Below are 25,610 nucleotides of genomic sequence, written 5' to 3'. Positions count from 1 at the left end.
ACGCCTCTATTTAACGGACCCGGCCAGCAGGCCCCGGACCAGGTATTTTTGCATTGCGAAGAAAACGACCAATGGCACAAAGATCGACACAAAGGCTGCGGTCGCCAGAATTTCCCAGTTGCCGCCACGGGTGCCCAAAAGCTCTACAATGCGGTTGGTCATCACCGTGGTCTGGCCGGTTGCGTCGATCAGGAAGACCTTGGCCACCAGAAGATCGTTCCACGTCCACAAGAACTGGAAGATTGCGAAGGACGCGAGCGCCGGGAAGCTAAGCGGCAGGATCAGCTTGGTGAAGATCCGGAACTCGGTCGCCCCGTCGACCCGCGCATTCTCGATCAGATCACGCGGCAATCCAGCCATATAGTTGCGCAGAAGGTAGATCGCCAGCGGCATGCCAAAGCCCGTATGCGCCAACCAAACGCCCAGATAACCTTTCCCAACCCCGATACTCAGGTGGAATTTCAACAGCGGAATCAACGCCAGTTGCAACGGAACCACCAACAGGCCAACCACAGCGGCGATCAGCAAGGCTCGGCCCGGAAACTCCATCCACGCCAGGGCATAAGCTGCAAAGGCTGCAACAAGGATTGGAATGATCGTCGCGGGAATTGTGACTGTCAGCGTGTTGAAGAACGCCTTTGCCATACTGTCCGTACTGCTTTGGTCCAACAGAACTTTTTTGTAGTTGTCCAATGTAAACTCAGGCGGCAATTCAGCCGTCACAAATACACGCGCGCCGCGCTTGCCGCTGAATTCTTCGGTATTCTCCATCCGATAGTTGCCGTCTGCATCGACTGTGATTGTGCCGCCTCCGCGCAGCTCGGCGGTTTCACCGGGGGCGAAGGCGTCAATTTCGCGTGCGCTGATGCCCCAGCCTGAAATCCTGATTTGCTCTTCATCGCCAAACAGCTGCCCCTGGATTACGTAAAGCTCATTCTCCAACACCTGCGTTTCGGGTGCCGCGCTGCGCAGTGTCAGATTCTGCTCGGACGGAAAGAGAGACCGCCACCAACCGCTGCTGGAAATCTGGTCCGCCGTCCGGAAGGATGAGATCAGCAGACCAAGCGTCGGAATGATCCACAGGACCACCAGAAAGACGACCGAGGCATGAACGACCCAGCGCAGCGCCGGTCTGGTTCCCGCAATATCGTTCATGGCCTACTCCATCTCCTTGCGCGCATTGCGCACGTTCCAGATCAGGATCGGTGTGACCAGCAACATGATCACCATGGCCGAGGCCGAGCCCACCCCCCAGTCGTTGGCGCGAAACAGCTTGTCATACATGTAGTTGGCCAGAACCTGTGTCTCCCACTGGCCGTTGGTCATGGCAAAGACGATGTCGAAGACTTTCAGCACGGTAATGGTGATCGTCGTCCAGACGACCAGAATCGTGGTTTTGATCTGCGGCACCTTGATCTTGAAAAAAATCTGAAACGGGTTCGCGCCATCCAGGATGGCGGCCTCGACAGTTTCTTCGGGGATGCCGCGAAGGGCGGCCGACAGGATCACCATGGCAAACCCGGTCTGAATCCAAACCAGAACAATCATCAGGAAGAAACTGTTCCAGAACGGAACCGTCAGCCATGTCTGCGGTTCGGTGCCGCCAAAGAAGATATAAAGCGCGTTCAGGATGCCGATCTGGTCCTGTTCCGCCGGGCGCGCGTCATAGACGAGTTTCCAGATCACCGAAGCGCCGACGAATGAAATCGCCATTGGCATAAAGATCAGCGATTTGGCAAAATTACCCCATCGGATGCGGTCGGTCAGTTGTGCAACCAGCAGGCCGAAAGCGGTGGACATGGCCGGCACAACGATCAGCCAGAACATGTTGTTGCGCATGGCCTCCCAGAATTTCGGCTCTTTGGCCATCTGGGTGTAATTATCAAGGCCTACCCATCTGTACCCACCGCCGGGCACGCGTTCAGTGAGCGACAGGCGCAGCGTCTCGACCACCGGGTATGCCAGGTACAAGCCCAGCGCAGCAAGTGCCGGGAACAGGAACAACCAGGGCCGGATCATGTTCGCCCGGTTGATGTTGCGCCCTGCGTTGGGCCCGCGCGGCGGGAACAGGACTTTGTCCAGAAACTGGTTGGAGAGGTAGAAGTAGCCCACGCAACCCGACACACCGATGGCGATGGTCAGCAGGCCCTGAAGTGCCGGTGTCATGATGCCCTCGTTGGTTTGGAAATTGGGGCGGCGTCAGGGCCGCCCCAGCCGTCACTTACTTCGCAGCATCCCACGAAGACTGGATTTCTCCGGCAATTGTGGCTGCGTCCTTCGCACCCGAGGAATAGTCGACCATACCGGTCCAGAACGTACCCGCGCCGACCGCACCCGGCATCAGGTCCGACCCGTCAAAGCGGAACGTGGTTGCGTTGGTCAGGATTTCACCCTGTCCCCGCTGGGTATCATTGGCGTAATTCTCGGGATTTGCCCCCAGATGCGGCGTCAGGAATCCGTCCTGAGACATCATGATCTCATGCGCGAAGGGCGTTTTGAGGAACTCCATGAACACCTCGGCCGCCGGGTTCGGGTTCGTGATCGTGAACAACGTGCCCGCACCCAGAACCGGAGTTCCCAGATCTTTCTCGGCATAGGCCGGGAAGTAGAAGAAATCGGCATCTACACCCAATTCGGTCCCTTCCGGGAAATAGGCGGGAATGAACGACGCCTGACGGTGCATCATGCAGGCAGGCGGGCTGTCGAACAGACCCTTGGGGCTGTCGCGGAAGTCAATCGCGGCGGTGTCGTCGGCGTTGCCCACGACATAGTCGTCGTTGCGGGTAAAGCTGCCGTATTCCTCAATCGCCGCGATCACGCGCGGATCATCGAACTTCATCTCATTCGAGACCCACTGGTCGTAGACTTCGGGCGGCTGTGTACGCAACATCAGGTCCTCGACCCAGTCGGTCGCGGGCCACCCGGTCGCACCGCCGGATGCAAGCCCCACGCAAAGCGGCGTCTCGCCATCCTCGACCATCTGATCCATCAGCGCCTTGAACTCTTCCATGGTCTGCGGGACGTCGTACCCGAAGTCTTCGAAGTTTTCCGGGATGTACCAGACCAGCGACTTCACGTTGACGTTGAAGAAAAAGCCGTAGAAATCTTTGGCGCCATCGGCGTTTTCAAAGGTTCCCAAATCGACCCAGGACTGGCCGGCAGCGAAATTGTCCTTGATCCAGTCCGCCGACCCTTCGGCAAGCGGCGTCAGGTATCCGTTCTTGGCCATGTTCGCGGCGAGACCCGGCTGCGGGAAAACCGTCAAGTTCGGAGCGGAGCCAGCGGCCGCATCAATCAGGATCTGCTGCTCCAGCGAGTCCGATCCGACATAGCTGGAATTCGCTCCGGTGGCCTCATCAAAATAGGCGACCAGATTTTCGAATGACTTCCCTTCGCCCGCAAGCCACGGCCCGAAAATGGTAAGGTCCTGACCGGCCAGGTCATGGGCGTCCGCAAAGGCCTGAAAGCCGTCCCAGTCAAAGCCGCCCTCGCCCACGGCGTGGATCATCTCGCCCTGCGCCTGGACGCCTCCGGACAGCAAAGCAAATGTGGCCACACCTGCATAAAGCGCGTTTCTCATGAATTTTCCTCCCAACAGTTCCTTGCGCCACAGAGACTCAGCATCCAAAGCGCTTTGGATATGCAGTTTATCCGCTAACATTTCCCGCCTGTCAATATTCGCGTTGCAAAACGCTAATAATCAAAAGGCTGATTGAAACGGGTTGACGGAACGAGCATTTGACCACACAACAGGTAACAGCCAAAACTTGAAGGCGCTTTGAAACAATCATGAACCTGAAGCAGCTCTCGGAAATTCTTGCCCTTTCGCAAACGACGGTCAGCCGCGCTCTGAACGGCTACCCCGAAGTGAGCGAGGAAACCCGGATGCGCGTTCAGGCTGCTGCTGCCAAACATGGCTATCGCCCGAACATCCGCGCCAAGGGGCTGGCGACCGGCAAATCCATGGTGATCGGGCATGTCATCCCCAGTTCGTCCCAGCACGAGATGGTGAACCCAATCTTCGGTGACTTTGTTGCTGGTGCCGCTCGGACATACGCGGCGCATGGCTACGACATGATGTTCACCACCGCCGATGATACGTCGATCGAAGGGGCCTATCGCAGTTTGTTTCAGCGCGGTGCCGTGGATGGCGTCGTTTTGCAGGGCCCCAAAGTCAACGAACACCGAATTGATCTTCTGTCGCGGATGGCGGTGCCGTTCATCGTGCATGGGCGTTCGACGGGGGCGGATGTGGAATACGACTGGATTGACGTAAACAACAAAAGCTCGTTCCTGCGCGCCACACAGTTCCTGATCGATTTAGGGCATCGCCGGATCGCCCTGATCAACGGGCTTGAAGATATGGATTTCGCGCAACGACGCCGTACAGGGTACCAGCAGGCCTTGGAACAGGCAGGCTTGACCTCGGACCCGCAACTGATGCGAAGCGCCGAGATGACCGAAGTCTACGGCCACCGCGAAACCCACGACATGCTGCAATTGGATGAACCGCCGACTGCCATTCTGGCGTCCTCGATGATTTCAGCGATCGGAGTACGGCGGGCGCTGGACGAGGCGGGCCTCCGGATCGGTCGGGATGTCTCGGTCATCGCTCATGACGATGACCTTTCTTACCTAAAGAACGGGCAGGACGTCCCCATTTTCACAGCCACGCGCTCTTCAGTGCGACACGCAGGAGAACTGGCCGCCGAGATGCTTATCGAGCGGATCAAATCGCCTGAGGACCCGGTCAAAACCAGATTGCTTGAGGCGGAGCTGGTTGTCGGCAAGTCAACCGGCCCTGCACCCGACAGGTTCTGAAGATGAACTTTACGCGAAACGATTTTCCGTCTGATTTCCTGTTTGGGGTCGCCACGTCGGCCTATCAAATCGAAGGTCACGCCCAAGGCGGTGCAGGGTCCACCCATTGGGATACATTTGCCGCGACGCCCGGCAACGTCGTGCGGGGGGAAAATGGGAATCTGGCCTGCGATCACCTGAACCGGTTTGAACAGGATTTCGATCTTGTGCGCAACGCAGGTTTTGATTGCTATCGCTTCTCGACCAGCTGGGCACGCGTGATGCCCGAGGGGCGCGGACCGATCAATCAGGAAGGTTTGGACTATTACGACCGGCTGACTGATGCGCTGCTGGAGCGTGGCATCCGCCCGTGCGCGACGCTTTATCACTGGGAACTGCCGTCGGCTCTGGCTGACCTGGGCGGTTGGCGCAACCGGGACATCGCCAGTTGGTTTGCCGATTTCACCGAGGTCATCATGGGCCGGATCGGCGACCGAATGTACAGCGTTGCCCCCATCAATGAGCCTTGGTGCGTCAGTTGGCTGAGTCATTTCGAAGGACTTCATGCCCCGGGATTGCGGGACATTCGGGCCACAGCTCGAGCCATGCATCACGTCCTGCTGGCCCATGGCCACGCGATTCAGGCAATGCGCAGTCTGGGCATGTCCAATCTGGGCGGTGTGTTCAATCTTGAATGGGCCGAACCCGCCGATGATAGCCCGCAAGCGCGGCAGGCCGCTGATCTCTATGATGGAATCTATAACCGGTTCTTCCTGGGGGGCGTGTTCAACAAGGCCTATCCTCAAAATGTGCTGGAAGGGTTGGCACCCCACCTTCCGCCCGGCTGGCAGGATGATTTCGACATCATCGGCGCTCCTGTCGACTGGTGCGGATTGAACTACTACACCCGCAAACTGATCGCCCCTGCGGACACCGCCTGGCCCGGTCTGACCGAAATCCCCGGGCCCTTGCCCAAGACCCAAATGGGATGGGAAATCGACCCAGCCGCGCTGAGCCGGTTCCTGATCCGCACAGCGCAAGAATACACTGGCGACCTTCCGATCTATGTGACCGAAAACGGCATGGCCAGCCCCGAGCGCCAACAAGACGATGATCGTATCAGCTATCTGGATCAGCACTTTGCCGCCGTTCAGGAGGCTCTCGATCAGGGCGTTTCCGTCAAGGGGTACTTTGTTTGGTCTCTGCTGGACAATTACGAATGGGCCTTGGGGTACGAAAAACGCTTCGGTCTGGTTGATGTGGATTTCGATACGATGAAACGTACTCCGAAAGCCTCATACTTCGCCTTGAAGAAGATGCTGTCCACTTACAATACCGCTGCCAGATGACTGTGTTCTGGTGCTTCGGGGCTATTTTGTTGATGGTAGCTCTCCACCAAATGCGACGTTCGCACAGGTCAACTTGCCGTGCATTGATTGCCGCCGAGCACTTCTGACGAGCCAAGTTCTGGATTTCTTTATTAGGATGAATCGGTGCCAGCCTGATCCGCATGTCGACCCTGATTTTGCTACTAGGAAGTCAGGATCTATGAATTCGGTTTTTGGACGCTGGATGAAAGGAATGAGGTGAAAACGGCGAGGCTTTGTCGCTGGCGCCAGAACCATGTGTGCCTTACAGAATACCAAGTGGCGGACCGAGGAGGAGCCTAAATTTTCCGCTATACATATATCTATTGGATGAATTTCTGAAAAATTTTCTTGCCATACTACCAAAAGTACCACGTCATGTTGGACTTGGGCGGCCCATTGACACAAGTAACTTTTATATCGGCTTGGCATCAGCACCCAGAAACAAACCCAATTCTCGACTGTAGCTTCGATATCATTGAGAAAACGTTCGACAATTCCACAGAAACTACCGAGTCGCGAACAGAGCGGACATTCATAGTTAAGCTTGGTCCCGGTCCTGTGCTGAATTCCAAATTGTCCGATGGCTGCAGCAGCGCGCGGTATTCTAGGATGCCTGCCTAACGTAGCAGGGAGTGGTAATTTTCAGTGTTCCGTTTCAGAACCGAAGGACCGACGGGAAATCGATCTGACGGGTTCTGGTTTGGACCCATGGGAGGTTTTCGGGTTCTCAAACGGAACCACAGAAGATGCCAACGGGCCGGTATCAGAACCGCGTTTTGTTTTTTGGAATGCCAGAACTGCCAGTCATTGATGGTGGTTAGGCACTCTCCATTTCCATGGTGCGGAATTCGTTTTTTAACCAGGTGTGCCTGGCGCACATCGGTCTTGTAAAATGCTGCCGGATCAGTTTTCCCATGGCCTTCTGGATCAGCAGTGATGTAGTCGCCGGGTACACTTCGGTCGTAAAAAGCGACACTGTCCGCACAAAGTTCCTGCCAGGAAATGGCATGGCTTTGACACTGTTGTGAAACCGCTGCGTTCGGTGGAAACACGCCGCCGTTGTGATGGCCCATCCGCTGCCCTGTGCAACCAGGCCGATGATGGACTGATTACACTCCAGTTCAAACCGGTTGGGCAGGCTGAACTTGCTTCGGGCCAACTGAATTTCGATTTGTTTGCCGATCACGTAGTCACGCGAGTACCTTAACAAAGGCAATTCCGCCTCTGGTGTAAACAACTCTTCGGGCGAACCTTCAAACTTGTTGGGAAGAACGACGATGAAGGGATCACGCATCAAAGGGTATTCGATCAGCCCCTCAGTGCGTCCCGGCGGCCGTGTGGCAACGCCTACGTCCAATTTATGCTCTTGTAGTTTGGCGAGGATCTCGTGACTGGGGCGTGTGAAGTGCCGGAAATTGCAGCGCGGAAGAGCCTGAGCCAAAAACCGGACGAGATCGGGCGCGATCTGATTGTCAAAATCGTCAATCAAAGCCAATCGCAGGTCCGTCGCATGCTGCCAGTTGCCCGTACGAATCTCGGCTTCGCCACGTTTCAATACGGTCAGGCCTTCACGGACGTAGCGGGCAAACACTTCTCCTGCCGGTGTCAGCCCCATTGGACGGCGTCCATGGTCGACCAATTCGATGCCCAGCGCGTTTTCAAGGCTGCGCAGATGGTTGGATACTGTACTGATCGACAAATCCGTTTCAGATGCGACCTTCTGAATCGATCCGGACTTGGCGATCAACTGAAAAACTTCCAGCCACCTAAGGCTCAGCGATTTGGACACGGCAACTGACCATTGTTTCGATTTGTTCGAAACTAGCGAAGCAAAGATTCGCCCTTGCGGCAACAATGAAGTTGGCTGAGATGTCGTTTCTAAGCTTTCATACGGGCAAAATCCGGATCGTACGGGCTGGACGTTATGACAGTCGCGCCAAAACGCTGCCCGCAACTATCCAGCTCCATTTCGCTGCCAACCTCAGAGATGAACGGATCAACAAATGCATGCGCCAGGTTCAATCCTGTACGATGACCCCATTCCCCAGAGGTAACAGTCCCCACGACCTTATCGCCCAGCATGACAGACGCGCCGGGATGCGCCGGACCACGCGTTGCATCAATGCGCAGGGGAACCAGCTTGCGGCGAAGCCCTTCTGACTGCCGCTTCAACAGCGCCTCACGCCCAATAAATTCGCCCTTGTCCAGACGTACAAACCTCTCCAGCCCCGTTTCCCAAGGATCAAATTCGGTGATCAAATCGGCTTTCCAGTGCAGGAAGCTTTTTTCCATGCGCATCGAGTCAACCGCTCTGGCACCAAACAGGTTCAGCCCGTACCCTTCGCCCGCCTCCCGCAGCGCAAGATAGGCCGCATAGAGAGAGGCGTTTGGGACATGGATCTCATAGGCCAACTCTCCCGAGAAACTAAGGTTCATTACCGTGGCAGGAGCGATGCCGACAAAGCACTCTCGTACGCTGAGCCAGGGGAATGCGTCCGCAGACCAATCACCTCTGGCACAGTCAGAAAGCACAGTGCGCGACTTGGGGCCAGCCAAAACCAGAATGGTTTGGTCATTCGTCAAGCTGCGCATCTGAACGTCTTCATCGTTGCGCAGATGCTTCTGTAGCCAGTCCATATCGTGATACTCGCTGGCTGCGGCAGAGCCATACCAAACCCGTGCTGGACCGCGATCACTGGCAGGGAGATTGGCAACAGTTGCTTCCGCCTTGACCATACCGTGTTGGTTCAGCAGATAGCCCAACCCAACACGCCCTTCGCGCTTACCCACAACTCCGCAAAACATCCGATCCAGAAACGCGTGCCTGTCCACTCCGGTGATCTCAATCCGGTTGAACCCGTTTACTTCCGCCAATCCGACACCAGTGCGAACGTTATCGACTTCGGCAGCAACCAGATCGAAGGTTTCGTCAAAATCGAAACTGAGTGACGGCGCGAAATCAGGGTGAGGTTTGATGTAATCCACCCTTTCCCATCCATTGACTACCGTGAACTCCGCCCCTTCGGATGCGAGAACAGGCGTCAGAGGCGTCGTTTTGGCGGGACGGCCGGCTGGGCGGTGTTCATGTGGAAAGTGGAACCTGAATTCGTTCTGATAATCCTCAATCGCCTTCAGAGCAGTGAGTTCTACGTTCGCGTGCCCTGTAAACCTCCTCGGGTCGAGGCACCAAGTGTCATAACATGCCTCACCATGCACGATCTGCTGTGCCAACAGCCACCCGTGCCCGCCGCCTTCGCCCAACCCGGCTCGCAGACCAATGATGCAGTACGCATTGCGCTTGCCCGGGATCGGCCCAACCATCGGGGCGCCATCAATCGTATAAGTGATCGGCCCGTTTACGACCGTGTGAATGCCCACCTCCATCAAGGCCGGCATCCGCGCAAATGCACCCTCGAGCACATCAGTTACACGGTCCAGATCATCCGGACAAAGTGCGTTCACGAAGTTTGGATCGATCCCGTCCATACCCCATGTTTTGCACCCCTGCTCGTAGAACCCGAGCAAGAGACCGTTCTTTTCCTGACGGCAATAGTAGTCGCTGATTGGGCAGCGCAGCAGCGGCATCCGGTGCCCGGCATCCCGGATGGCCTCGATCTCTTCGGTCAGAAAATACTGATGTTCCATGGAGGACACGGGATGATGAACTCCCATCATGGTGCCAACCTCGTTGACCCGGTAACCACAGGCGTTGACGATTATGTCACAGTCGATGTCTCCGTGCTCGGTATGCACGGTCCAGGTATCGTCGTTGCACTGCGTCAAAGCTGTGACAGGCGTGTTTCTGTACACTTGCGCACCGGCTTTGCGCGCCCGTCGCGCAAGGGCCTGACACAGTTGGGCCGGGTCTATGTCACCGTCGAACGGATCCCATAGCCCACCGATAAGGTTGTCGGTCGAAATCAAAGGGTGGCGGCGGGCGCATTCATCCGCATCGATGACCTCGAAATGTACATCCATGCCCCGCGCCATGGACGCGAAGTGCCGGTAGCCCTGCATCTGCGCTTCTGTATTCGCCAGACGTATCCCGCCATCTCCGTGATGATAATTGATCGGGTAATCCGGGTCATCGGCCAGTTCCTTGTACAGGCGGATCGAATGAGACTTCAGACCCACCATGGTCTGGTTCATCCCGAAATTTGTGACCTGTGCTGCCGAATGCCAGGTCGTGCCCGAGGTCAGTTCGTTCCGTTCAACCAAAACCACATCTGTCCAACCCTCTTGGGTCAGGTGGTACAGCGTCGAACATCCAGCGATCCCGCCTCCGATCACAACGACTCTGGTACGCGACTTCATTGGCTGTGCTCCCTCGGTTTCGGCACAAGTCTTGCTGAATAACGGGTTGGGCAGACAACAGGGCAGTCGCCGGTACTGTAAAATCGAAACCGCAATTTCGGATTCTGAAAACGGCAATTCTCCTTTGATGCCCGTGTGTTTTGCGCCTTACGGTGCAACGAAGATGCAAAGGGATTGGGATACATGTCATCGGAGGGCTCCAAACGCAGCGGTCGGAAAGCGCGGCACGCACAGCGTGCAGCCAAGCCCGCATTCGATCCCTGTCCACCCGGTCAGACAGGTGGTGCGTACAAGCCTTTAAATCACTCGGAAATAGAACAGGTATTTGATACCGCCCTGCGGCTCCTGGAAGAGCTGGGCATGGGCAATGTACCGGATAGGCTTGCCGCCGACCTAAGGGCCGCAGGGGCACGGGACCGGGAACCGGGGCGGCTGGTATTCCCACGTTCAATGGTCCAGCAAGTCATTAATTCCGCTGCCAAAAGTTTCATGTTCCATGGCCGGGATGAAAGCCGGTCTATCGATGTGGGCGGGGATCGTGTGTATTTTGGCACTGGCGGCGCGGCTGTTCAGACGCTCGACATTGACAGTGGGCTTTATCGCCCCTCCACATTGGTTGATCTGCATGACTTCACCCGATTACAGGACACACTGGCCAATGTCAGTTGGTTCACCCGGTGCTGCGTGGCAACGGATGTCCCGGACGTGTTCGATCTGGACGTCAATACTGTCTACGCCTTGGTTCGGAATACGACCAAGCCGGTGGCCACCTCTTTCACATTGGCCGAACATGTCCGACCCATTGTCGAGATGCTGGACATCGTCGCCGGAGGGGTCGGTGAGTTCGCCAAACGCCCTTTCCTGAAAGCGCACATCAGCCCGGTCATTTCACCGATGCGATATGGCGAAGACGCAGTGGACGTCGTTTATGAGTGCATCGCCCATAACATACCAATGTCCTGCATCACGGCTGCGCAAGCGGGCGCAACCGCTCCGGCGACTCTGGCCGGATTTCTGGCGCAGTCACTGGCCGAAACGCTTGCCAGTCTCGTGATGGTCAACACGATCAAACCCGGCTTTCCGATGGTTTTTTCCAATTGGCCCTTCATCGTAGACCTCAGAACCGGTTCATTTGCAGGCGGCAGCGGCGAGACAGCGATCCTGAATGCCGCCTCGGCGCAGATCACGAACTGGCTAGGACTGCCTTCGGGCGTGGCCGCTTCGATGGCAGATGCCAAGGCCATTGATGCCCAGTACGGGGCTGAAAAAGGCATCACGTCGCTTGCAGCCGCATTGGCCGGTGGCAACCTGATATATGAAAGTTCAGGCATGACTGCGTCCCTGTTGGGTGCAAGTTTCGAGGCCTTTGTGCTGGACAACGAAATGCACTCTCACACCTATCGGGTCTTGCGCGGGATCGAGGTCACCGAAGCGAATCTCGGCTTTGACGCCATTTGCAAATCGGTTTTGGGTGACGGGCACTTTCTGGGCAGCGCACATACATATGAAGCAATGGAGAGAGATTACTTTTATCCTCAGCTCGCTGATCGCCGGGAGCCGCGCACATGGGAAACCGAAGGTGCGATGGACGCATGGTCATCCGCCCGGCAAGTCGCCAGAGAGGTTTTGAGCTCGCATCACCCCGAGTATCTCACCGCCGAGCAGGACGCCGAAATTCGCCGACGTTTTCGAATCCTGACCTGAAGTCTTACAGGCATTCCCAGCCCGTTGCTGAACCGCTAGGGTCACTGAAGAAACTTGCAGAGGATGGGAAGCCATGGCCGATTCATTTTTTCAACCGGTTTCAGCCATGGAGCTTGCCAGGTTTGCGGGCATACCGTCATTCATGCGCCTGCCCGTTCTGGATATGGACCACGAACGCATCTCGGACGTCGAATTGGGCCTTGTCGGCATCCCTTGGGACGGCGGTACCACCAATCGGCCGGGCGCACGGCATGGCCCGCGGCAACTGCGCGATTACTCCACGATGATCAGGGCGATGAACCCGGTCACGGGCGTCGCGCCGTTCTCGCAGGTGAATTGCGCGGACCTAGGAGATGTCGCCCCCAATCCGGTCGACATAGAAGACACGCTGGATCGGGTCACGAGCTTCTACTCGAAGCTGAAAGCGCGCAAAATCACGCCATTGACCGCCGGAGGGGATCACTTGACCACCCTGCCCGTCCTGCGTGCCCTGGCCGCCTCGGGCCCGGTTGGTCTCATCCAGTTCGACAGTCACACGGATTTGTTCGACACCTATTTCGGCGGCCACAAATTCACGCACGGCACTCCGTTCCGCCGCGCTGTTGAGGAAGGGTTGGTGGACCCCAAACGCTTTGTTCAGGTCGGAATCCGCGGCACAGCTTACAACACCGAAGACATCGAATGGGGTGAAGCGCAGGGCATCCGTATCATCCGAATCGAAGAACTGTTCGACCGGGGCATCGACGATGTGATGAATGAAGTGCGCAGCATTGTCGGAACGGAGCCGACCTACTGCACCTATGACATCGACTTTGTGGACCCGACCTATGCGCCCGGCACCGGCACACCGGAAATAGGCGGGCCCAACAGTTTTCAGGCCCAGCAGGTCATTCGCAAGATGTCTGGCCTGAACCTTGTCGGCGCCGATCTTGTCGAAGTGTCGCCACCCTTCGATCCTGAGGGTGGGACAGCGTGGCTAGGTATCTCGCTGATGTTCGAATTGCTTTGTGTTCTGGCCCAAGCTGTCGAGGCGCGCCGCAGTTAATCCTCGGCGACATTTTCGGCAATCATCGAAATCATCTCGAACATCACTGCTGCGGCGGTCAGGGCAGTGATGTTGTTGGGGCTGTCTTTTGTGGGCATCATGCAAACCACATCACCGCCCACGATGTTCAGCCCGCGCGCCGCCCTCAGGATTCCAACCGCCTCATCGATGTCAAACCCCTTTTCACCCGGCTCAAGATTAGAGACTGCAGGCGCAACGGTTGGATCAAGGCAATCCAGATCGAAGGTGATGTAAACCGGTCGGTCGCCCAGCACCTCTTGGGTTTGGGCCACAACGTCCTCCAGCCCACGCTGACGAAACTCGCGCATTGTCACGATGTTGTAGCCGTAGTCGTAAGAAGGTTGCAGCCAGTCCAGACTGCGTGGGTGGCCCCGCAACCCGATCTGCATCGAACGGGTCGGATCGACCTGCCCCTGATCGGCCAGATAAGCCCCCCAGTGTGCCGCTGATTTCTTGGCCCCCAGGAAGTGGTCAACCTTGGTAAAAACATCCGTATGGGCGTCCAGATGCAGGAAACTGACAGGTTCTCCGCCGGCCAGTTTTCCACATCCCAACGCCTGTACTATCCCACCAGTGATGGAGTGATCTCCGCCGACAGAAACCGGGCGTGCACCGGCCGCGTCGATGTCCTTGTAGAATTCGGTGATCCGTTCGATGCAATCCTCATTGTCGTTCGCCTTCGGGAACGGCACATCCCCCACATCGGCAATCCGCGCGCTTTTCCATGGGTCGATCTCAAAAACTGAATGCACCCTGCGCTGAACGGCCGAGACGTGCCGCAAGGCGCGTGGGCCCAAATGCTGGTCCCTCTCGGTCGTGCCGTTTCCAGTTGAGTGCGGCACGCCTGCCAATGCAATGTCCTGCCCGTCGGGCCCCACGTTGGGGCAACGAAACAGAGTAGGCACGCCCCACCAATACAGATTGTCCATCATGGACTGTTCGTAGCGATCCGCCATTGTTTTCTCCGGTCAATGAAAAACGCCCCCGGAAAGAACCGGGGGCGCAGATGGTTAGATTTTCTCGTCTTCTCGCCGGAATGCGCCTTGCACGATCCTGTCCATGACCATGGCGAGAAACAGAATTGCGAAGCCGCCCAGCAGGCCCGGCCCCTTGGCAGCATATTGCAGTGCCTCCAGGATTTCTTTGCCCAGGCCGCCGCCGCCGATCAGCGAGATGATTACAACCATGGACAGGCACATCAGAATCGTCTGGTTCACACCTGTCATGATCGATGGCAAGGCAAGCGGGATTTCCACGTCTTTCAGCAACTGCCATTTCGAGGCACCAAAGGCGACGGCGGCTTCCTTGATGCTCTCCGGAACCCCACGCATGCCCAGCGCCGTCAGTCGAATAACCGGCGGCATTCCGAAGATGATCGTTGCCAGAATGCCAGGCGGATTGCCCGTGCCAAAGAAGGCGATGATCGGGATAAGGTAAACGAAGGCCGGAAGGGTCTGCATCAAGTCCAGCACCGGTTCCGCCGCGCGATAAGCGCGCTTAGACTTGCCAAACCAGATACCCAGCGGAATGCCGAAGACAACGCAGAGCAACACCGCTGCACCCACCAGCGCAACGGTTTCCATCGCCACGTCCCAATATCCCAGCAAAGCGATATAGGCCAACGAAGCTGCCGTGAAAATGGCAACCCTTGGTCCCGCCGCGCGCCATGCCGTCACACAAATGACCAGCATGACAACCGGCCATGGTGAGCCGATTAGTGCGACGGTCAACGCATCAAGAACAGAACGCACACCGGCTACAATCCCGTCGAAGACGTCACCCCCCGCTGCGGCGGCTGCGTCTATCTTTTCTTCCATCCAGCCAGCCAGGTTTGAGAACAACGTGCCGTTGCCCTCTCCCAATATCATCGCGGACACCTGCTGCTCGGGGAAGGCATCCAACAGTGGAAGCGACGCGTTTACGGTGAACTTGTAAACGATCAAGGGACCAATGGCGGCGACAAGGATTGCGCCCAAAACCGTGTTTCGGGTCGAGCGTCCGCTTTCCGTGCTGCCCGGATCGATACGCCAGTTTGAATACTGTTTTTCGTAGACACGGTCGGCATACAAACCCTGAACCACCTTGAAAACCAGCAACATCAGCAACCCGGTGATAAGAATACCCGTGGCCTCGGACTGGGCAGCAGCGGCCCTTTCCAAGCTGGTATCAGCCGCTTTCTGAATGTTCTCAGCCAGCTTGGTGAACCGGTCGATATCCGCCTTTTCAGTTGCGTCCGCCGCTCGGGCCAGCAGTTCGGCTGCGCGCTCTTGCTGGCGTGCGGCACGCTCTGCAAAATCCGCACCCGGATTGCCCCACGCACCTCTGCCAATTTGGACCCAAGCGATGATCTCGAGGATCAGAAACGTCCAGAACATGCCCCAAATGGCCCGTGACGCGGACCAGAACGGCCCCAGCACCGCCGCCCACGTGTTGAACGTGTTGGGAATTGCACTGGTGGCATCGTGGATTTTGTGAAAGGCGCTGACGTAGTAGGCTCCGTTCGGACCAGCGAACTTCTTGATTGAAATATCAAGAGCCTCGCGATCAACCTCGATGTCAGAAGCGGCCGTTACTTTAAGCTCAGAAGTTGCGTCAGTCATTTTTGCCCCCCTGAATACCACGCAACAGGCGTGGCTTGGTCACGACACCCACGTCACTGCCCGCATCCGTAATGACGACCGGCAATTCGGAATTCACGGCCAGATCGATCAGTTGGTCCAGATCCGCGCCTTCGTCCGCCCTAGGCGCACCGTCGAGTGGCCCTGAATAGCTGTCCATTGGTTCCATGATTGAATGCGCTTTGACCAGTTTGAGCTTGGAGATGCCCTGAACAAATTCGCGCACGTAATCGTCTGATGGGTTCATGACGATATCCTCCGGCGTGCCGATCTGTACGATCACCCCATCTTTCATGATCGCAATTCGGTGACCTATGCGAATGGCTTCATCCAGATCATGAGTGATGAACAGCGTGGTCTTTTTTAGCTGCGCCACAAGCGCCTTGAACTGGTCCTGCAACTGCAGGCGGATCAGAGGGTCAAGGGCGGAAAAGGGTTCATCCATCAACAGGATTTCAGGGTCCGACGCCAGCGCCCGCGCGATCCCCACACGTTGCTGCATACCGCCGGAAAGTTCCTTGGGCAGGCGGTCCTCATAACCCGTTAGGTTTACCAGGCTCAAAGCGTGATCCGATACAGCCCAACGTTTGGATTTCGGGACCTTTCTGATCTCCAGGGGGTAAGCCACGTTATCGCGGACGGAACGATGAGGCATAAGCGCCATATGTTGAAAGACCATGCCGATTTGCTGGGCGCGAATGCGGCGCAATTCGGATTCCGATAGTTTCGATACATCGTGACCCAGGATTTCGATCCGGCCGGCCGTCGGCTCGATCAATCTGTTCACGTGTCGTACCAACGTGGACTTGCCCGAACCGGACAACCCCATGATGCAGAAAATTTCGCCACGCGGCACTTCGAATGTGGCACCCTGAACACCGACAACGCAGTTGAACCGTTCCAAAACTTCCGGCTTGCCGATTCCTTCGTCTCGGACAGCTTGCATTGCCTCTTCAGCACGTGCGCCGAAGATCTTCCAAACGTTTTCCAGTTTTACGACAGGTTCGTCCATTTATCCCCCACAGGGCATAGCCCTGCCCAACAGAAAAAAGGCCGCCGCGATTTTCCGCGACGGCCCGCAAGGTCGTAGTTTAGTTGGTTAGCCAGCCGATCACGGTATCTTCGTTCTCTGCCACCCACTGCTTGGCAAAATCCGCGGCTTCGACGTTGTCTACAGCCAGAGCCTTGCCCATCGCGCTCAGATCATCTCCTGACATCTGATAGTTGCTGAACAGAGCGGCCACTTCAGGATAACTCTCTTCCAGCTCTTTCGCGTAGTGCAGGTGAAGAGTTGCGCCGTTCCAGGCCGTGGACGCTTCGGATTTCGACAGCCAATCCGGGTCATCGGTTGGCTGAACAATTGTCCAGGTGGCAGGGTCATGAGCCGGCTCTTCAAGAACCGTCAGGTCTTGGGTCACGAAGATATAGTGGGGGCTGTAGCAGAACCCGATCCACGGATCGCCCGCCTTGGTCGCGTTTGCCAGGTTGGCATAGGCGATGGTTTCCTCGTATTCCGTCAGGTCGAATATCTGATCATAGCCATAAGATTTGGCCCGAATCTTCTCGACAACGGTCGAAGCCCAGCCCGGAGCACCGATCCAGACCTCAGGCGCACCATTCCCGTCTGTATCGAAGATCGCCATCTTGTCCGGGTCACTCAGGTCGTCAATTGACTTGATGTCATGCTGTTCAGCGATGTAGGTCGGGACACACATGCCCTGCTCGGCCTGAACCGGGTTTTGGTTCATGACAACCGTGCCATTTTCTTTGACATATGTGTCATGCAGGTTTTGCTGGTTGGGCATCCACACTTCTGGGTGGACGTGCATCGAGCCGCTGTCCATGGCTTCGAAGACAATCGGATTCGTGCCGTTTTGCAGTTCCACGTCCAGACCAAGGTTTTCTTCGATCACCACCTCAAGAATATGTGCCGTGGCATTCACCGAGGCCCAGTTCGGCACACCGATCACGATATCTGCGGCCATAGCCGGGCCGGCAATCGCGACCGAAGCACTTCCTAGTAGCGTTGCAATTCTTTTCATCTGGTATCTCCATATTGGGAAACTTCCGCGCTTGTTTTTCTCACCCTTTCGGACGGTGGTGCGCTTGGAATTTTTTTCGGGAAGGTCGTGCCTTCCGGTCCTTTTTGGCCAGCGAAACTTGAGGCTGACATAGCCACAAAAGTGAAGCACGCGAGCGCGCTGCCCATCAAGAGATACGTTATTCTAGTTCCTGTATTGGAAATTATCGCAAAATAGTTTCGACTATTTAGGATTCGCAAGTAATGTCACGAGTAACCCGAAGCCGGCTTTTGTATGTCACACAGAACACATCGAACGCTGTTTTAAGGCAAATATGAGCGCCTTGGCAGCCACAGCAGAGCGGGTCTGCAACTCGGTTTAGAACGCGGGCACCTCTCGCCACGCATCGCGTCATGGTGCTGGACCTTGGCTTTGACGTTGGGCAGCATCTTACCTTCGCGGATTGCGGTCACCGAGTTCTCGCCCGAGCGAAAGCCGTTGGACTTCGCCACGTCGAGTAACGTCCTTATCCGCAACGACAGTCGCTTTGCGGTTCCGTGTTTCTCGGTCCAGATGGGCGACAGGCACATCAGCACTTCGGGCTGATCGATGCTATCTGCGGGCATACGGCCCATCTTGGGGAACGAATAATCGCGCAAAGTGTTGAGCCATTGATGGCGATGCTTGGCATTCTTCCATGTTGGCAGGCGGCCAATGTGAACCAGCCGGCTGAGTTCTTTAAAAGTTGGAATTTCGCGCTTGGCGTTGAAGCGCGGGTTCCACCCGGCTTTCGCTATTCGCCGCTATTCGAGGGCTCGTTCTCGAGCCTGGTTCAGTTTGACGACATCCGCGCCGCCTAAACCGAATTCCGTTCGAAGCGGCGCGCCCGTGCGGTTCTATGCCCTTTGACCGTAACACGTACGATCCAAAACCGTGCGCCCGATGGATCTACAACAAGATACAAGCCAGAACCGTCACCGTGTCGTCCCGGACCAAGATTATCTACCAGCTTCTTTGCCAGTATTCCGCTGAGCGCCGACATGAAACTACGACAAAAAATACCACTTAATGAAAGTATACTGGTGTCATTGGCGAAAATTCAATGAAACCCGCTAGCGCGGCTACAATCATATAACGCAAAGGTTTTAGCGACCTAGTATTGTTCAACAAAATTCAGGGAAATCACCAAGTGGCGGACCGAGGAGGATTCGAACCCCCGACCCCTTGATTCGTAGTCAAGTACTCTATCCAGCTGAGCTATCGGTCCGCGTTGGTGAGGCGGTATTTAGACCCAGGTCCGGGGACGTGCAAGTCGATTCTCAAAAAAACTTTCAAAAAGTCCGGTCGCCGCGTGGCAGGCTTATTTCAAAGGTGGTTCCGTCAGGACCTGTGTGCTTCAGCACCAGATCCCCGCCATGTCCGCGCACCAGTTCCTGCGATATCGCGAGGCCCAAGCCCGAACCTCCTTTGCGGACGCCGCCCTGAAACGGGGTAAACAGGTTTTCCCGCGCCTTGGGGGGCAGGCCCGGACCGTTGTCGCGGATTTCAACGCACCAGCTGTCGTCGTCTTCACGGCCTTCTATCGTGATCTTCCCGGGCTTGCCCGAGGCGACAAGCGCCTGACGCGCGTTGCGAACAAGATTCATCATGACCCGGAACATCTGCTCGGGGTCGGCGCGGGCGATCAGGTCCTGCGGCAGGTTGTTGACAATTTCCACGCAAGAATCGGCAACCGCCAGCCTTTCACTGGCCACAACATCTTCACCGACATCGCGCAACCGGACCATGGTCAATGTGGGTGCCGGTTCCTCGGCGCGGCCAAATGCCAGCGTGCTTTCACATAAGGACACCGCACGGGTGATCGAATTCACCAGCTTGGGGGCCAGACGCCGAACCACCGGATCGTCACTGGCTTCGATGCGGTCCGTGAACAATTGTGCCGAGGTCAGGATGTTGCGCAAATCGTGACTGACCTTGGCCACGGCCCCACCCAACTGAGCCAAGCGTTCACGCTGTTTCAGGGCCTGCGTCAGCTCCTTCTGCAACATTTGCAGGGCCTCCTCGGCTTCCCTGAGTTCCGTCACCCGGGAATCCGGCGAGATGATGCCGCGCGCATCCTCAGGTGCGCTGGCATAACGCTGCATGTATCCGACCACGCTTTTGATCGGACGCACCAGAACGACACGCACCGCAAGAAACAGGAAAAAGGCGGTGATGATGGAAATCACGAAGGACAGCCCCAGAATTCGCAGGCCGTAGTCCGTCATCGCCATGCGCAGCGGCGCGCTGTCGATCGTCACTTCGATCAGCAGCCCGGCACCCTTGACCGGCTCGCCTATCACTCGGATGACTTCGTTTTCCGGAGTGAACAGCCGGGCCATCGCGTCCCGGATCAGAACCCAAGGGCTCGCGTCGCGCAGATCGTACGTCTTGGTGATCGGCTCGGGGATCGGTGAGGACAGCATCAGCTGACGCACCTCGTCACGCCGCAACACCACATTGTAGACGCCCGCATTGGCCAGAAGTTCGGCCTCCAGATCTTCGGCCAGCATGTCATCAGCCAGCAACGCCAGCGAGGCGATCTGCGCCCGTTCAAGCCGGTTCAGCAGGAAATCTTCGCGGAACCGCGCAATCGATGGGACAAAGATCAGCACCTCGGCCAACATCACGAAGACCGTCGTCAGGATCAGAAATCGGCCCGACAGCGAGTTCAATATGCGCTCCTTTCCCGGTCAGGGGATCCAGCGCTGGACGAACCTGACCACTCGTTTAACTGCCTGATTCTCAAACAGCCTTGGCGAGAAATAAGCGCCCGCCGCGCGTTTGTTAAGCTCTCCGATCGTCGGATAGGGGGACACCATCGCGGCGACCTGACCCATCTTCAGATTATTGACCAGAGCCAGCGACCACAAGTTGATCAGTTCGCCCGCCTGATGACCCACGATTGTAACGCCCACGGGCCGGCCTTTTACGACCATGACCTTAATGAAGCCTTTCGTTTTCCGCTGGGAAATCGCCCTGTCATTGTGATGATAGTCAAAACGGGCGACCTCGACCTTGTCACAATGGTGTGCATGCGCCTGCGCTTCGGTCAGACCCACCTGCGCCAGTTCCGGATCAGTATAGGTGGCCCACGGGATATGCGCCGTCTTCGCTTTGGACGGCAGGCCGAACAGCGCCGAGCGGATGACAATCCCGGCGTGATATCCGGCCACATGGGTGAATTGCAGCCCACCAGCGACGTCACCGATGGCATAGACCTTGCGATTGGTGGTCCGCAACGCCTCGTCAACCTTAATCCCGGCAGGGGTCAGCTCGATCCCGGCGGCTTCAAGGTTCAGGCGGTCTGTGTTTGCCTTGCGGCCCGCCGCCAGCAACAGATGCGAGCCCGAGAAGACGTCACCATTCTCGGTCACTACCTCAATCGTACCAGCGTTGCCCCTGATCTGCGCGACCAATGCCATTTCGTGAATCACCACGCCTTCCGCGCGCAAAGTCTCCAAAACAACCGCGGCCGCTTCGGGGTCATCCTTGCCCAGTGCTGTCATCCCTTCGATCACAGTGACTTTGCATCCCAGCCGAATATGGGCCTGCGCCATTTCCATGCCGATGGGCCCGCCGCCGATGATCAGAAGGTGATCGGGCTTGTCGCGCAGGTCAAAGATGGTCTCGTTGGTGAAATACGGCACCTGATCCAACCCGGGGATCGGCGGCACCAAAGGGGACGAACCCGTCGCGATCACCACACGACGCGCAGTGATCAGGTGACCACCCGCCTGCACATGGGTCGGAGAAACAAAACTGCCATATTCTCGGATAACTTTGACGCCAAAACCCTCGAACCGCTCCTGGCTGTCCATCGGTTCGATCTGGGCGATAACGTCCCGGACGTGATCCTTGGCCGCAGCATAATCCACCTGCGGAGCCACATCCGCCACGCCCAGCGCCGAGGCATGGGCCTGCGCATGGGCTGCGTTGGCGCTGGCGATCAGGGCTTTGGACGGAACACATCCGAAGTTCAGGCAATCGCCGCCCATCTTGTGACCTTCCAGCAGGATGACGTTTGCCCCCATCTGGCTGGCCCCTGCGGCCACGGACAACCCCCCTGACCCGGCTCCGATCACCAGGATATCGGCTTTCAGATCTTGCATGAATCAGGCGTCCTTTCGGCCTCGAACGGATTTGATGACAATCGGCAAAGCGGCCAGCACACACAAGCCGATGATGGGACCTATGACAAAGGGTTCCCACAGCAGCGAAACGTCAGGCGTCTCGCCCCGGTCGAACACACCGCCCAGCCCCACGCCGATCCAGGTGTACACAATCCCTCCGGGGATAATGCCCAGCGCCGTGGTGATCAGAAAATTGCGGAATTTCACGCCCACCAGAGCGGGCACAAGGTTGGCCACGAAAAACGGCACGACGGGTACAAGGCGCAGCAGAAACAGCACCGGAATTTCATTCTCGCGCAAACTGTCCTTGAGCTTTTTGATGCTGCCCTCCGAAGATTCGAGGCGAGCCGTCAGGGCTTCGCCCAACCCCCAGCGCGCGGCCAGAAAGATCACCGATGCACCGACCGTGGCCGCAAATACGTTGAAGACGGTTCCGGCGATCAGTCCGAACAGGAACCCGCCGGTCATCGAGGCCACCGCCGCACCCGGCAACGAAAATGCCACGATGACAATATAAATCGTCACGAAAGCACCGGCCATTGCCCAGTAATTGGCATCACGCCACGCCAAAAGCGCCTCGCGGTTGTCGCGCAGAGTTTCGAATGTCAGATAGTCGCCCAGCGTGAAAAACCCCACCGCTGCAACGGTAAGAATCACCAGCAACGGCATATGTCGCGCAAGCCCTCTGCGCGGGGCCTGAGTTGCATCACTCATGTGGCTGTCCGGTTTCGTGTGTTTCATTCTTCAAACAACATGCGCCGCATGGCGCCTCGGCAACAGGGGCCTCACGCTGCCTTGATGTTTTTGTCCGGGAATGTGAGGGTTTGGCGCCGCTGACCCGTCTTTTTGAAACCTTTTCACGGGCTGGGTTACAGAATTGTTGCAAAAGCCGCCAAAACCCCCACCTTGGGGTTTGACTTACCCCCCGCTACCCAGTAGAGGACGGGCTTCGAACACCACGGGCAGGCGAATCCGCGCCGCACCCGACCGCATAGATTGGAGACGGAGCGATGAAACGCACCTATCAGCCTTCGAACCTGGTTCGCAAACGCCGCCACGGTTTCCGCGCGCGCATGGCCACCAAGGCCGGCCGCAAGATCCTGAACGCGCGCCGCGCTCGTGGCCGCAAGTCGCTGAGCGCGTAAACCGCTCGACCTGTCAGGTTATGAACATGACGCCGCCGGAGGCCCCTCGTGGATGGTAAGAACCAGCCCGGGGAAACGCCCCCGGCGGCGTCCGTTTGCGCGCCTGAAACTCTGACCGTTCTCACGAAACGATCCGATTTTCTGCAAGCCGCCCGTGCGCGCAGACAGGGCACATCCTCGATGATGGTGCAGGCCCGCAAACGCGCACCTGACGAGGCGACCGGAATGCGTGTCGGGTTTACCTGTTCAAAGAAGGTCGGCAATGCCGTTGCCCGCAATCGCGCCAAGCGGCGTTTACGCGAGGCCGCCCGCGCGGTGCTGCCCGTCAGTGGGCTTGATGGGTGGGACTATGTACTGGTCGGTCGCGCTGAAGTGACCGCCGCGCGCCCGTTTGACGCCCTTCTGGATGACCTCCGTTATGCGCTGCGCAAAATCCACGGTGCGCGGAAATGACCCTGTTCTCTCATATCCTTGCCCTGCCTGTCAGGGCTTATCGGCTGATTTTCAGCCCCTGGGTCGGGTTCAACTGCCGCTATCAGCCCACGTGTTCGGCCTATGCGCTTGAAGCATTGGAAAAACACGGTGCGTTCAAGGGCGCGTGGTTGGCCGCACGACGGATCGGCCGATGCCACCCTTGGGGCGGTGACGGCTACGACCCCGTGCCGGAAAGCCCTGACGAGCAGAGCAGAACGTAATGACCCCCGGTCAGACTTGACCCGGTTGAACCTGCGCTCAACATTCGGATCAGTCCAACCCGAGGTTCTGATGTCACCAGACGCGCGCCGCACTCTGCCCACGCACACCGTCCACAACCAACCGCAAATTCGTGGTGACATTGACCTGTGGGCCTGCGACCCGGTGCTTCGAGACACGGTGAACACGTCCGGCGCGCGTGCAGCGCCTTTGGCGGCTTTCGGCAAAACACTTGGAGGCGCCGAGACACGAGAGTTGGGGCGCGAAGCCAACCGACAGCCGCCCGAACTCCGGGTATTCGATCAGGGCGGGCGGCGTCTGGACGAGGTGCGGTTTCACCCCGCCTACCACCAGATGATGCAGATCAGCCAGTCCGCCGGTTACGCCGCAATGGCCTGGGACGGTCAGCCTGGTGGGCACGCCACCCACGCAGCCATGGTCTACTTGGCGGGACAGGTCGAGCCGGGGCATTGTTGCCCGATGACCATGACCTATGCGGCGATCCCGGCGCTTGAGGTCAATCAGCAGATCGCCTCGGTCTGGCACCCGAGACTCATGGCGCACAGCTATGATCCGTCGACGCGCCCGATCGACCAAAAAGCCAGCGCCACGTTGGGCATGGCGATGACTGAGAAACAGGGTGGCTCGGACGTGCGCGCCAATACCACCATTGCCACCCGCGATGGCAATCACTGGCGTCTGCGCGGTCACAAATGGTTCTGCTCGGCCCCGATGTCGGATGGCTTCCTGACGCTGGCGCAGACGCCGGGTGGGCTGACCTGTTTCCTTGTTCCCCGCTGGCTGGAGGGCGAGCGCAACGCGATCCATCTGATGCGTCTGAAGGATAAGCTGGGCAACAGATCCAACGCCTCTGCCGAAATCGAATACCACGACGCGCTGGCCTATCAGCTGGGCGACGAAGGCGCTGGCGTTCAGACCATCATCGAAATGGTGCACCACACCCGGCTGGACACTGCCATGGCTCCGGCCGGACTGATGCGTGCCGCCCTGTCCGAGGCACATCATTGGGTCAGCCACCGAACCGCGTTTCAGCGCCGTCTGATCGACCAGCCCCTGATGCGCGCCGTGCTGGCCGACCTGGCACTGGATTGGGAGAGCGCTCTGACGTTGGGGATGCGGGTTGCGAAGGCATTCGATGGCAGGTCGCCCGAAGACAGGGCCTTTGCCCGCATCAGCGTCGCACTGGCCAAATTCCTGAACAATAAGCGCTGTCCGGTTGTCGTGGCCGAGGCGATGGAGGTGCTGGGCGGCATGGGCTATGTCGAGGATACCCCTCTGCCCCTGCTCTATCGGGAAGCCCCGCTAAACGGCATTTGGGAGGGGTCAGGCAACGTGATCTGCCTCGACATTCTGCGCACCCTGATCAGAGAACCGCTGGCCGCCGAGGTACTGCAAGCCGAGTTGGACGCCGCAAGAGGCGCAGACCGGGGCTATGACGCAGCGTTGAAGGCGCATCGCGACCGTTGGCCCGACCTGCCACCCGAGGCAGAGGCACGGTGGTTCGCCGAGCGTACAGCACTTTTGTTGGCGGCGGCGCAGTTGGTGCGACATGCCCCCGGCGCGGTTGCCGACGGCTTCATTGCCACGCGTCTGTCAGGTGAAAGCGGTCGCATCCCAGGATCGGTCACAGGACTGGACACCGACGCCCTGCTGGCGCGTCTGGGCTGACCCGCCCACTTGCCCGGT

Annotated in this window: 21 protein-coding genes, 1 tRNA gene and 1 pseudogene; 9 read left to right on the top strand and 14 right to left on the bottom strand. The window is 57.7% G+C overall.

The window, feature by feature from the left end:
* Positions 1–6: 6 nt before the first annotated feature.
* The 3 genes from ACR1XU_RS07985 to ACR1XU_RS07975 are packed head-to-tail and all read right to left on the bottom strand — an operon-like array spanning position 7 to position 3,580.
* Positions 7–1,155, bottom strand: a complete 1,149-nt coding sequence (locus tag ACR1XU_RS07985) for a carbohydrate ABC transporter permease (RefSeq protein ID WP_480903519.1) — start codon at positions 1,153–1,155, stop codon at positions 7–9.
* A gap of 3 nt (positions 1,156–1,158) precedes the next feature.
* Complete coding sequence (locus ACR1XU_RS07980; protein ID WP_170613680.1) at positions 1,159–2,166, bottom strand: carbohydrate ABC transporter permease; 1,008 nt, start codon at positions 2,164–2,166, stop codon at positions 1,159–1,161.
* A gap of 55 nt (positions 2,167–2,221) precedes the next feature.
* Entirely contained in the window at positions 2,222–3,580 is a 1,359-nt protein-coding gene (locus tag ACR1XU_RS07975) for an ABC transporter substrate-binding protein (RefSeq protein ID WP_170619181.1), read from the bottom strand.
* A gap of 209 nt (positions 3,581–3,789) precedes the next feature.
* On the opposite strand from ACR1XU_RS07975, the gene ACR1XU_RS07970 reads away from it, so the two are divergent.
* Positions 3,790–4,821 (top strand): LacI family DNA-binding transcriptional regulator, encoded by a 1,032-nt coding sequence (locus ACR1XU_RS07970; protein ID WP_480526816.1) that lies wholly within the window; start codon positions 3,790–3,792, stop codon positions 4,819–4,821.
* Positions 4,822–4,823: 2 nt separating this feature from the next.
* Positions 4,824–6,149, top strand: coding sequence for a GH1 family beta-glucosidase (locus ACR1XU_RS07965; RefSeq protein ID WP_480903524.1), 1,326 nt, complete (start codon positions 4,824–4,826; stop codon positions 6,147–6,149).
* A gap of 838 nt (positions 6,150–6,987) precedes the next feature.
* On the opposite strand, the gene ACR1XU_RS07960 is transcribed toward ACR1XU_RS07965, so the two are convergent.
* Both ACR1XU_RS07960 and ACR1XU_RS07955 read right to left on the bottom strand, forming a co-directional pair.
* Complete coding sequence (locus tag ACR1XU_RS07960; protein ID WP_480527743.1) at positions 6,988–7,959, bottom strand: LysR family transcriptional regulator; 972 nt, start codon at positions 7,957–7,959, stop codon at positions 6,988–6,990.
* Between the two features lie 89 nt (positions 7,960–8,048).
* The gene (locus tag ACR1XU_RS07955) at positions 8,049–10,484 is read right to left on the bottom strand and encodes a GcvT family protein (protein WP_480903527.1); all 2,436 of its coding nucleotides are present in this window, start codon (positions 10,482–10,484) and stop codon (positions 8,049–8,051) included.
* Between the two features lie 183 nt (positions 10,485–10,667).
* Here ACR1XU_RS07955 and ACR1XU_RS07950 point away from each other — a divergent pair, with 183 nt between their 5' ends.
* Both ACR1XU_RS07950 and ACR1XU_RS07945 read left to right on the top strand, forming a co-directional pair.
* Positions 10,668–12,188, top strand: a complete 1,521-nt coding sequence (locus ACR1XU_RS07950) for a trimethylamine methyltransferase family protein (RefSeq protein WP_480903530.1) — start codon at positions 10,668–10,670, stop codon at positions 12,186–12,188.
* Positions 12,189–12,261: 73 nt separating this feature from the next.
* Positions 12,262–13,233 carry an agmatinase gene (locus tag ACR1XU_RS07945; protein ID WP_480903533.1) on the top strand — a complete coding sequence of 324 codons (972 nt, stop codon included), beginning with the start codon at positions 12,262–12,264 and terminating at the stop codon, positions 13,231–13,233.
* On the opposite strand, the gene ACR1XU_RS07940 is transcribed toward ACR1XU_RS07945, so the two are convergent.
* From ACR1XU_RS07940 to ACR1XU_RS07920, 5 genes are all read right to left on the bottom strand, one after another.
* On the bottom strand, positions 13,230–14,210 hold the full coding sequence (locus ACR1XU_RS07940) for an arginase family protein (RefSeq protein ID WP_480903536.1): 981 nt from the start codon (positions 14,208–14,210) through the stop codon (positions 13,230–13,232). The genes ACR1XU_RS07945 and ACR1XU_RS07940 overlap by 4 nt on opposite strands.
* A 54-nt stretch (positions 14,211–14,264) precedes the next feature.
* A complete protein-coding gene (locus ACR1XU_RS07935; RefSeq protein WP_480812539.1) occupies positions 14,265–15,854 on the bottom strand; it encodes an ABC transporter permease in 1,590 nt (529 codons plus the stop codon).
* A complete protein-coding gene (locus ACR1XU_RS07930; protein WP_170678494.1) occupies positions 15,847–16,884 on the bottom strand; it encodes a quaternary amine ABC transporter ATP-binding protein in 1,038 nt (345 codons plus the stop codon). Before ACR1XU_RS07930 ends, ACR1XU_RS07935 begins: the two co-directional genes overlap by 8 nt.
* 79 nt (positions 16,885–16,963) lie before the next feature.
* A complete protein-coding gene (locus tag ACR1XU_RS07925) occupies positions 16,964–17,914 on the bottom strand; it encodes an ABC transporter substrate-binding protein (protein ID WP_480903539.1) in 951 nt (316 codons plus the stop codon).
* Positions 17,915–18,216: 302 nt separating this feature from the next.
* Positions 18,217–18,600, bottom strand: a complete 384-nt coding sequence (locus ACR1XU_RS07920) for a phage integrase central domain-containing protein (RefSeq protein WP_480915602.1) — start codon at positions 18,598–18,600, stop codon at positions 18,217–18,219.
* Here ACR1XU_RS07920 and ACR1XU_RS07915 point away from each other — a divergent pair.
* A complete protein-coding gene (locus ACR1XU_RS07915) occupies positions 18,568–18,753 on the top strand; it encodes a hypothetical protein (protein WP_480903542.1) in 186 nt (61 codons plus the stop codon). The genes ACR1XU_RS07920 and ACR1XU_RS07915 overlap by 33 nt on opposite strands.
* 330 nt (positions 18,754–19,083) lie before the next feature.
* Here the strand turns inward: ACR1XU_RS07915 and ACR1XU_RS07910 are convergent.
* From ACR1XU_RS07910 to ACR1XU_RS07895, 4 genes are all read right to left on the bottom strand, one after another.
* Positions 19,084–19,160, bottom strand: a tRNA-Arg gene (locus ACR1XU_RS07910).
* Positions 19,161–19,224: 64 nt separating this feature from the next.
* Positions 19,225–20,610, bottom strand: a complete 1,386-nt coding sequence (locus ACR1XU_RS07905) for an ATP-binding protein (RefSeq protein ID WP_170613802.1) — start codon at positions 20,608–20,610, stop codon at positions 19,225–19,227.
* A gap of 15 nt (positions 20,611–20,625) precedes the next feature.
* Complete coding sequence (locus ACR1XU_RS07900; RefSeq protein ID WP_480903545.1) at positions 20,626–22,044, bottom strand: dihydrolipoyl dehydrogenase family protein; 1,419 nt, start codon at positions 22,042–22,044, stop codon at positions 20,626–20,628.
* A 3-nt stretch (positions 22,045–22,047) separates the two neighbouring features.
* Positions 22,048–22,779, bottom strand: coding sequence for a TVP38/TMEM64 family protein (locus tag ACR1XU_RS07895; protein WP_170678510.1), 732 nt, complete (start codon positions 22,777–22,779; stop codon positions 22,048–22,050).
* A 296-nt stretch (positions 22,780–23,075) separates the two neighbouring features.
* Here ACR1XU_RS07895 and rpmH point away from each other — a divergent pair, with 296 nt between their 5' ends.
* The 4 genes and pseudogenes from rpmH to ACR1XU_RS07875 all read left to right on the top strand — a co-directional run bounded on the left by rpmH (position 23,076) and on the right by ACR1XU_RS07875 (position 25,592).
* Positions 23,076–23,210, top strand: coding sequence for a 50S ribosomal protein L34 (gene rpmH, locus ACR1XU_RS07890; protein WP_005980833.1), 135 nt, complete (start codon positions 23,076–23,078; stop codon positions 23,208–23,210).
* A 26-nt stretch (positions 23,211–23,236) separates the two neighbouring features.
* Positions 23,237–23,663 (top strand): annotated as a pseudogene (rnpA, locus tag ACR1XU_RS07885) (ribonuclease P protein component).
* Positions 23,660–23,905 carry a membrane protein insertion efficiency factor YidD gene (gene yidD, locus ACR1XU_RS07880; RefSeq protein WP_480903551.1) on the top strand — a complete coding sequence of 82 codons (246 nt, stop codon included), beginning with the start codon at positions 23,660–23,662 and terminating at the stop codon, positions 23,903–23,905. The pseudogene rnpA and the gene yidD overlap by 4 nt, the downstream one beginning before the upstream one ends.
* Positions 23,906–23,975: 70 nt before the next feature.
* On the top strand, positions 23,976–25,592 hold the full coding sequence (locus ACR1XU_RS07875) for an acyl-CoA dehydrogenase family protein (protein ID WP_480903554.1): 1,617 nt from the start codon (positions 23,976–23,978) through the stop codon (positions 25,590–25,592).
* Positions 25,593–25,610 lie beyond the last annotated feature (18 nt).

It is taken from the genome of Ruegeria sp. D1(2025) (genome assembly GCF_056536425.1).
Note: the sequence above shows the minus strand (reverse complement) of the source record. Positions and strands in the feature narration are given on the sequence as shown.

Coding starts and splice junctions, on each gene's coding strand:
- ACR1XU_RS07985 (WP_480903519.1), bottom strand. CDS start 1,155: ATGAACGATATTGCGGGAACCAGACCGGCGCTGCGCTGGGTCGTTCAT.
- ACR1XU_RS07980 (WP_170613680.1), bottom strand. CDS start 2,166: ATGACACCGGCACTTCAGGGCCTGCTGACCATCGCCATCGGTGTGTCG.
- ACR1XU_RS07975 (WP_170619181.1), bottom strand. CDS start 3,580: ATGAGAAACGCGCTTTATGCAGGTGTGGCCACATTTGCTTTGCTGTCC.
- ACR1XU_RS07970 (WP_480526816.1), top strand. CDS start 3,790: ATGAACCTGAAGCAGCTCTCGGAAATTCTTGCCCTTTCGCAAACGACG.
- ACR1XU_RS07965 (WP_480903524.1), top strand. CDS start 4,824: ATGAACTTTACGCGAAACGATTTTCCGTCTGATTTCCTGTTTGGGGTC.
- ACR1XU_RS07955 (WP_480903527.1), bottom strand. CDS start 10,484: ATGAAGTCGCGTACCAGAGTCGTTGTGATCGGAGGCGGGATCGCTGGA.
- ACR1XU_RS07950 (WP_480903530.1), top strand. CDS start 10,668: ATGTCATCGGAGGGCTCCAAACGCAGCGGTCGGAAAGCGCGGCACGCA.
- ACR1XU_RS07945 (WP_480903533.1), top strand. CDS start 12,262: ATGGCCGATTCATTTTTTCAACCGGTTTCAGCCATGGAGCTTGCCAGG.
- ACR1XU_RS07940 (WP_480903536.1), bottom strand. CDS start 14,210: ATGGCGGATCGCTACGAACAGTCCATGATGGACAATCTGTATTGGTGG.
- ACR1XU_RS07935 (WP_480812539.1), bottom strand. CDS start 15,854: ATGACTGACGCAACTTCTGAGCTTAAAGTAACGGCCGCTTCTGACATC.
- ACR1XU_RS07930 (WP_170678494.1), bottom strand. CDS start 16,884: ATGGACGAACCTGTCGTAAAACTGGAAAACGTTTGGAAGATCTTCGGC.
- ACR1XU_RS07925 (WP_480903539.1), bottom strand. CDS start 17,914: ATGAAAAGAATTGCAACGCTACTAGGAAGTGCTTCGGTCGCGATTGCC.
- ACR1XU_RS07915 (WP_480903542.1), top strand. CDS start 18,568: ATGGCGATGCTTGGCATTCTTCCATGTTGGCAGGCGGCCAATGTGAAC.
- ACR1XU_RS07900 (WP_480903545.1), bottom strand. CDS start 22,044: ATGCAAGATCTGAAAGCCGATATCCTGGTGATCGGAGCCGGGTCAGGG.
- ACR1XU_RS07895 (WP_170678510.1), bottom strand. CDS start 22,779: ATGAGTGATGCAACTCAGGCCCCGCGCAGAGGGCTTGCGCGACATATG.
- rpmH (WP_005980833.1), top strand. CDS start 23,076: ATGAAACGCACCTATCAGCCTTCGAACCTGGTTCGCAAACGCCGCCAC.
- yidD (WP_480903551.1), top strand. CDS start 23,660: ATGACCCTGTTCTCTCATATCCTTGCCCTGCCTGTCAGGGCTTATCGG.
- ACR1XU_RS07875 (WP_480903554.1), top strand. CDS start 23,976: ATGTCACCAGACGCGCGCCGCACTCTGCCCACGCACACCGTCCACAAC.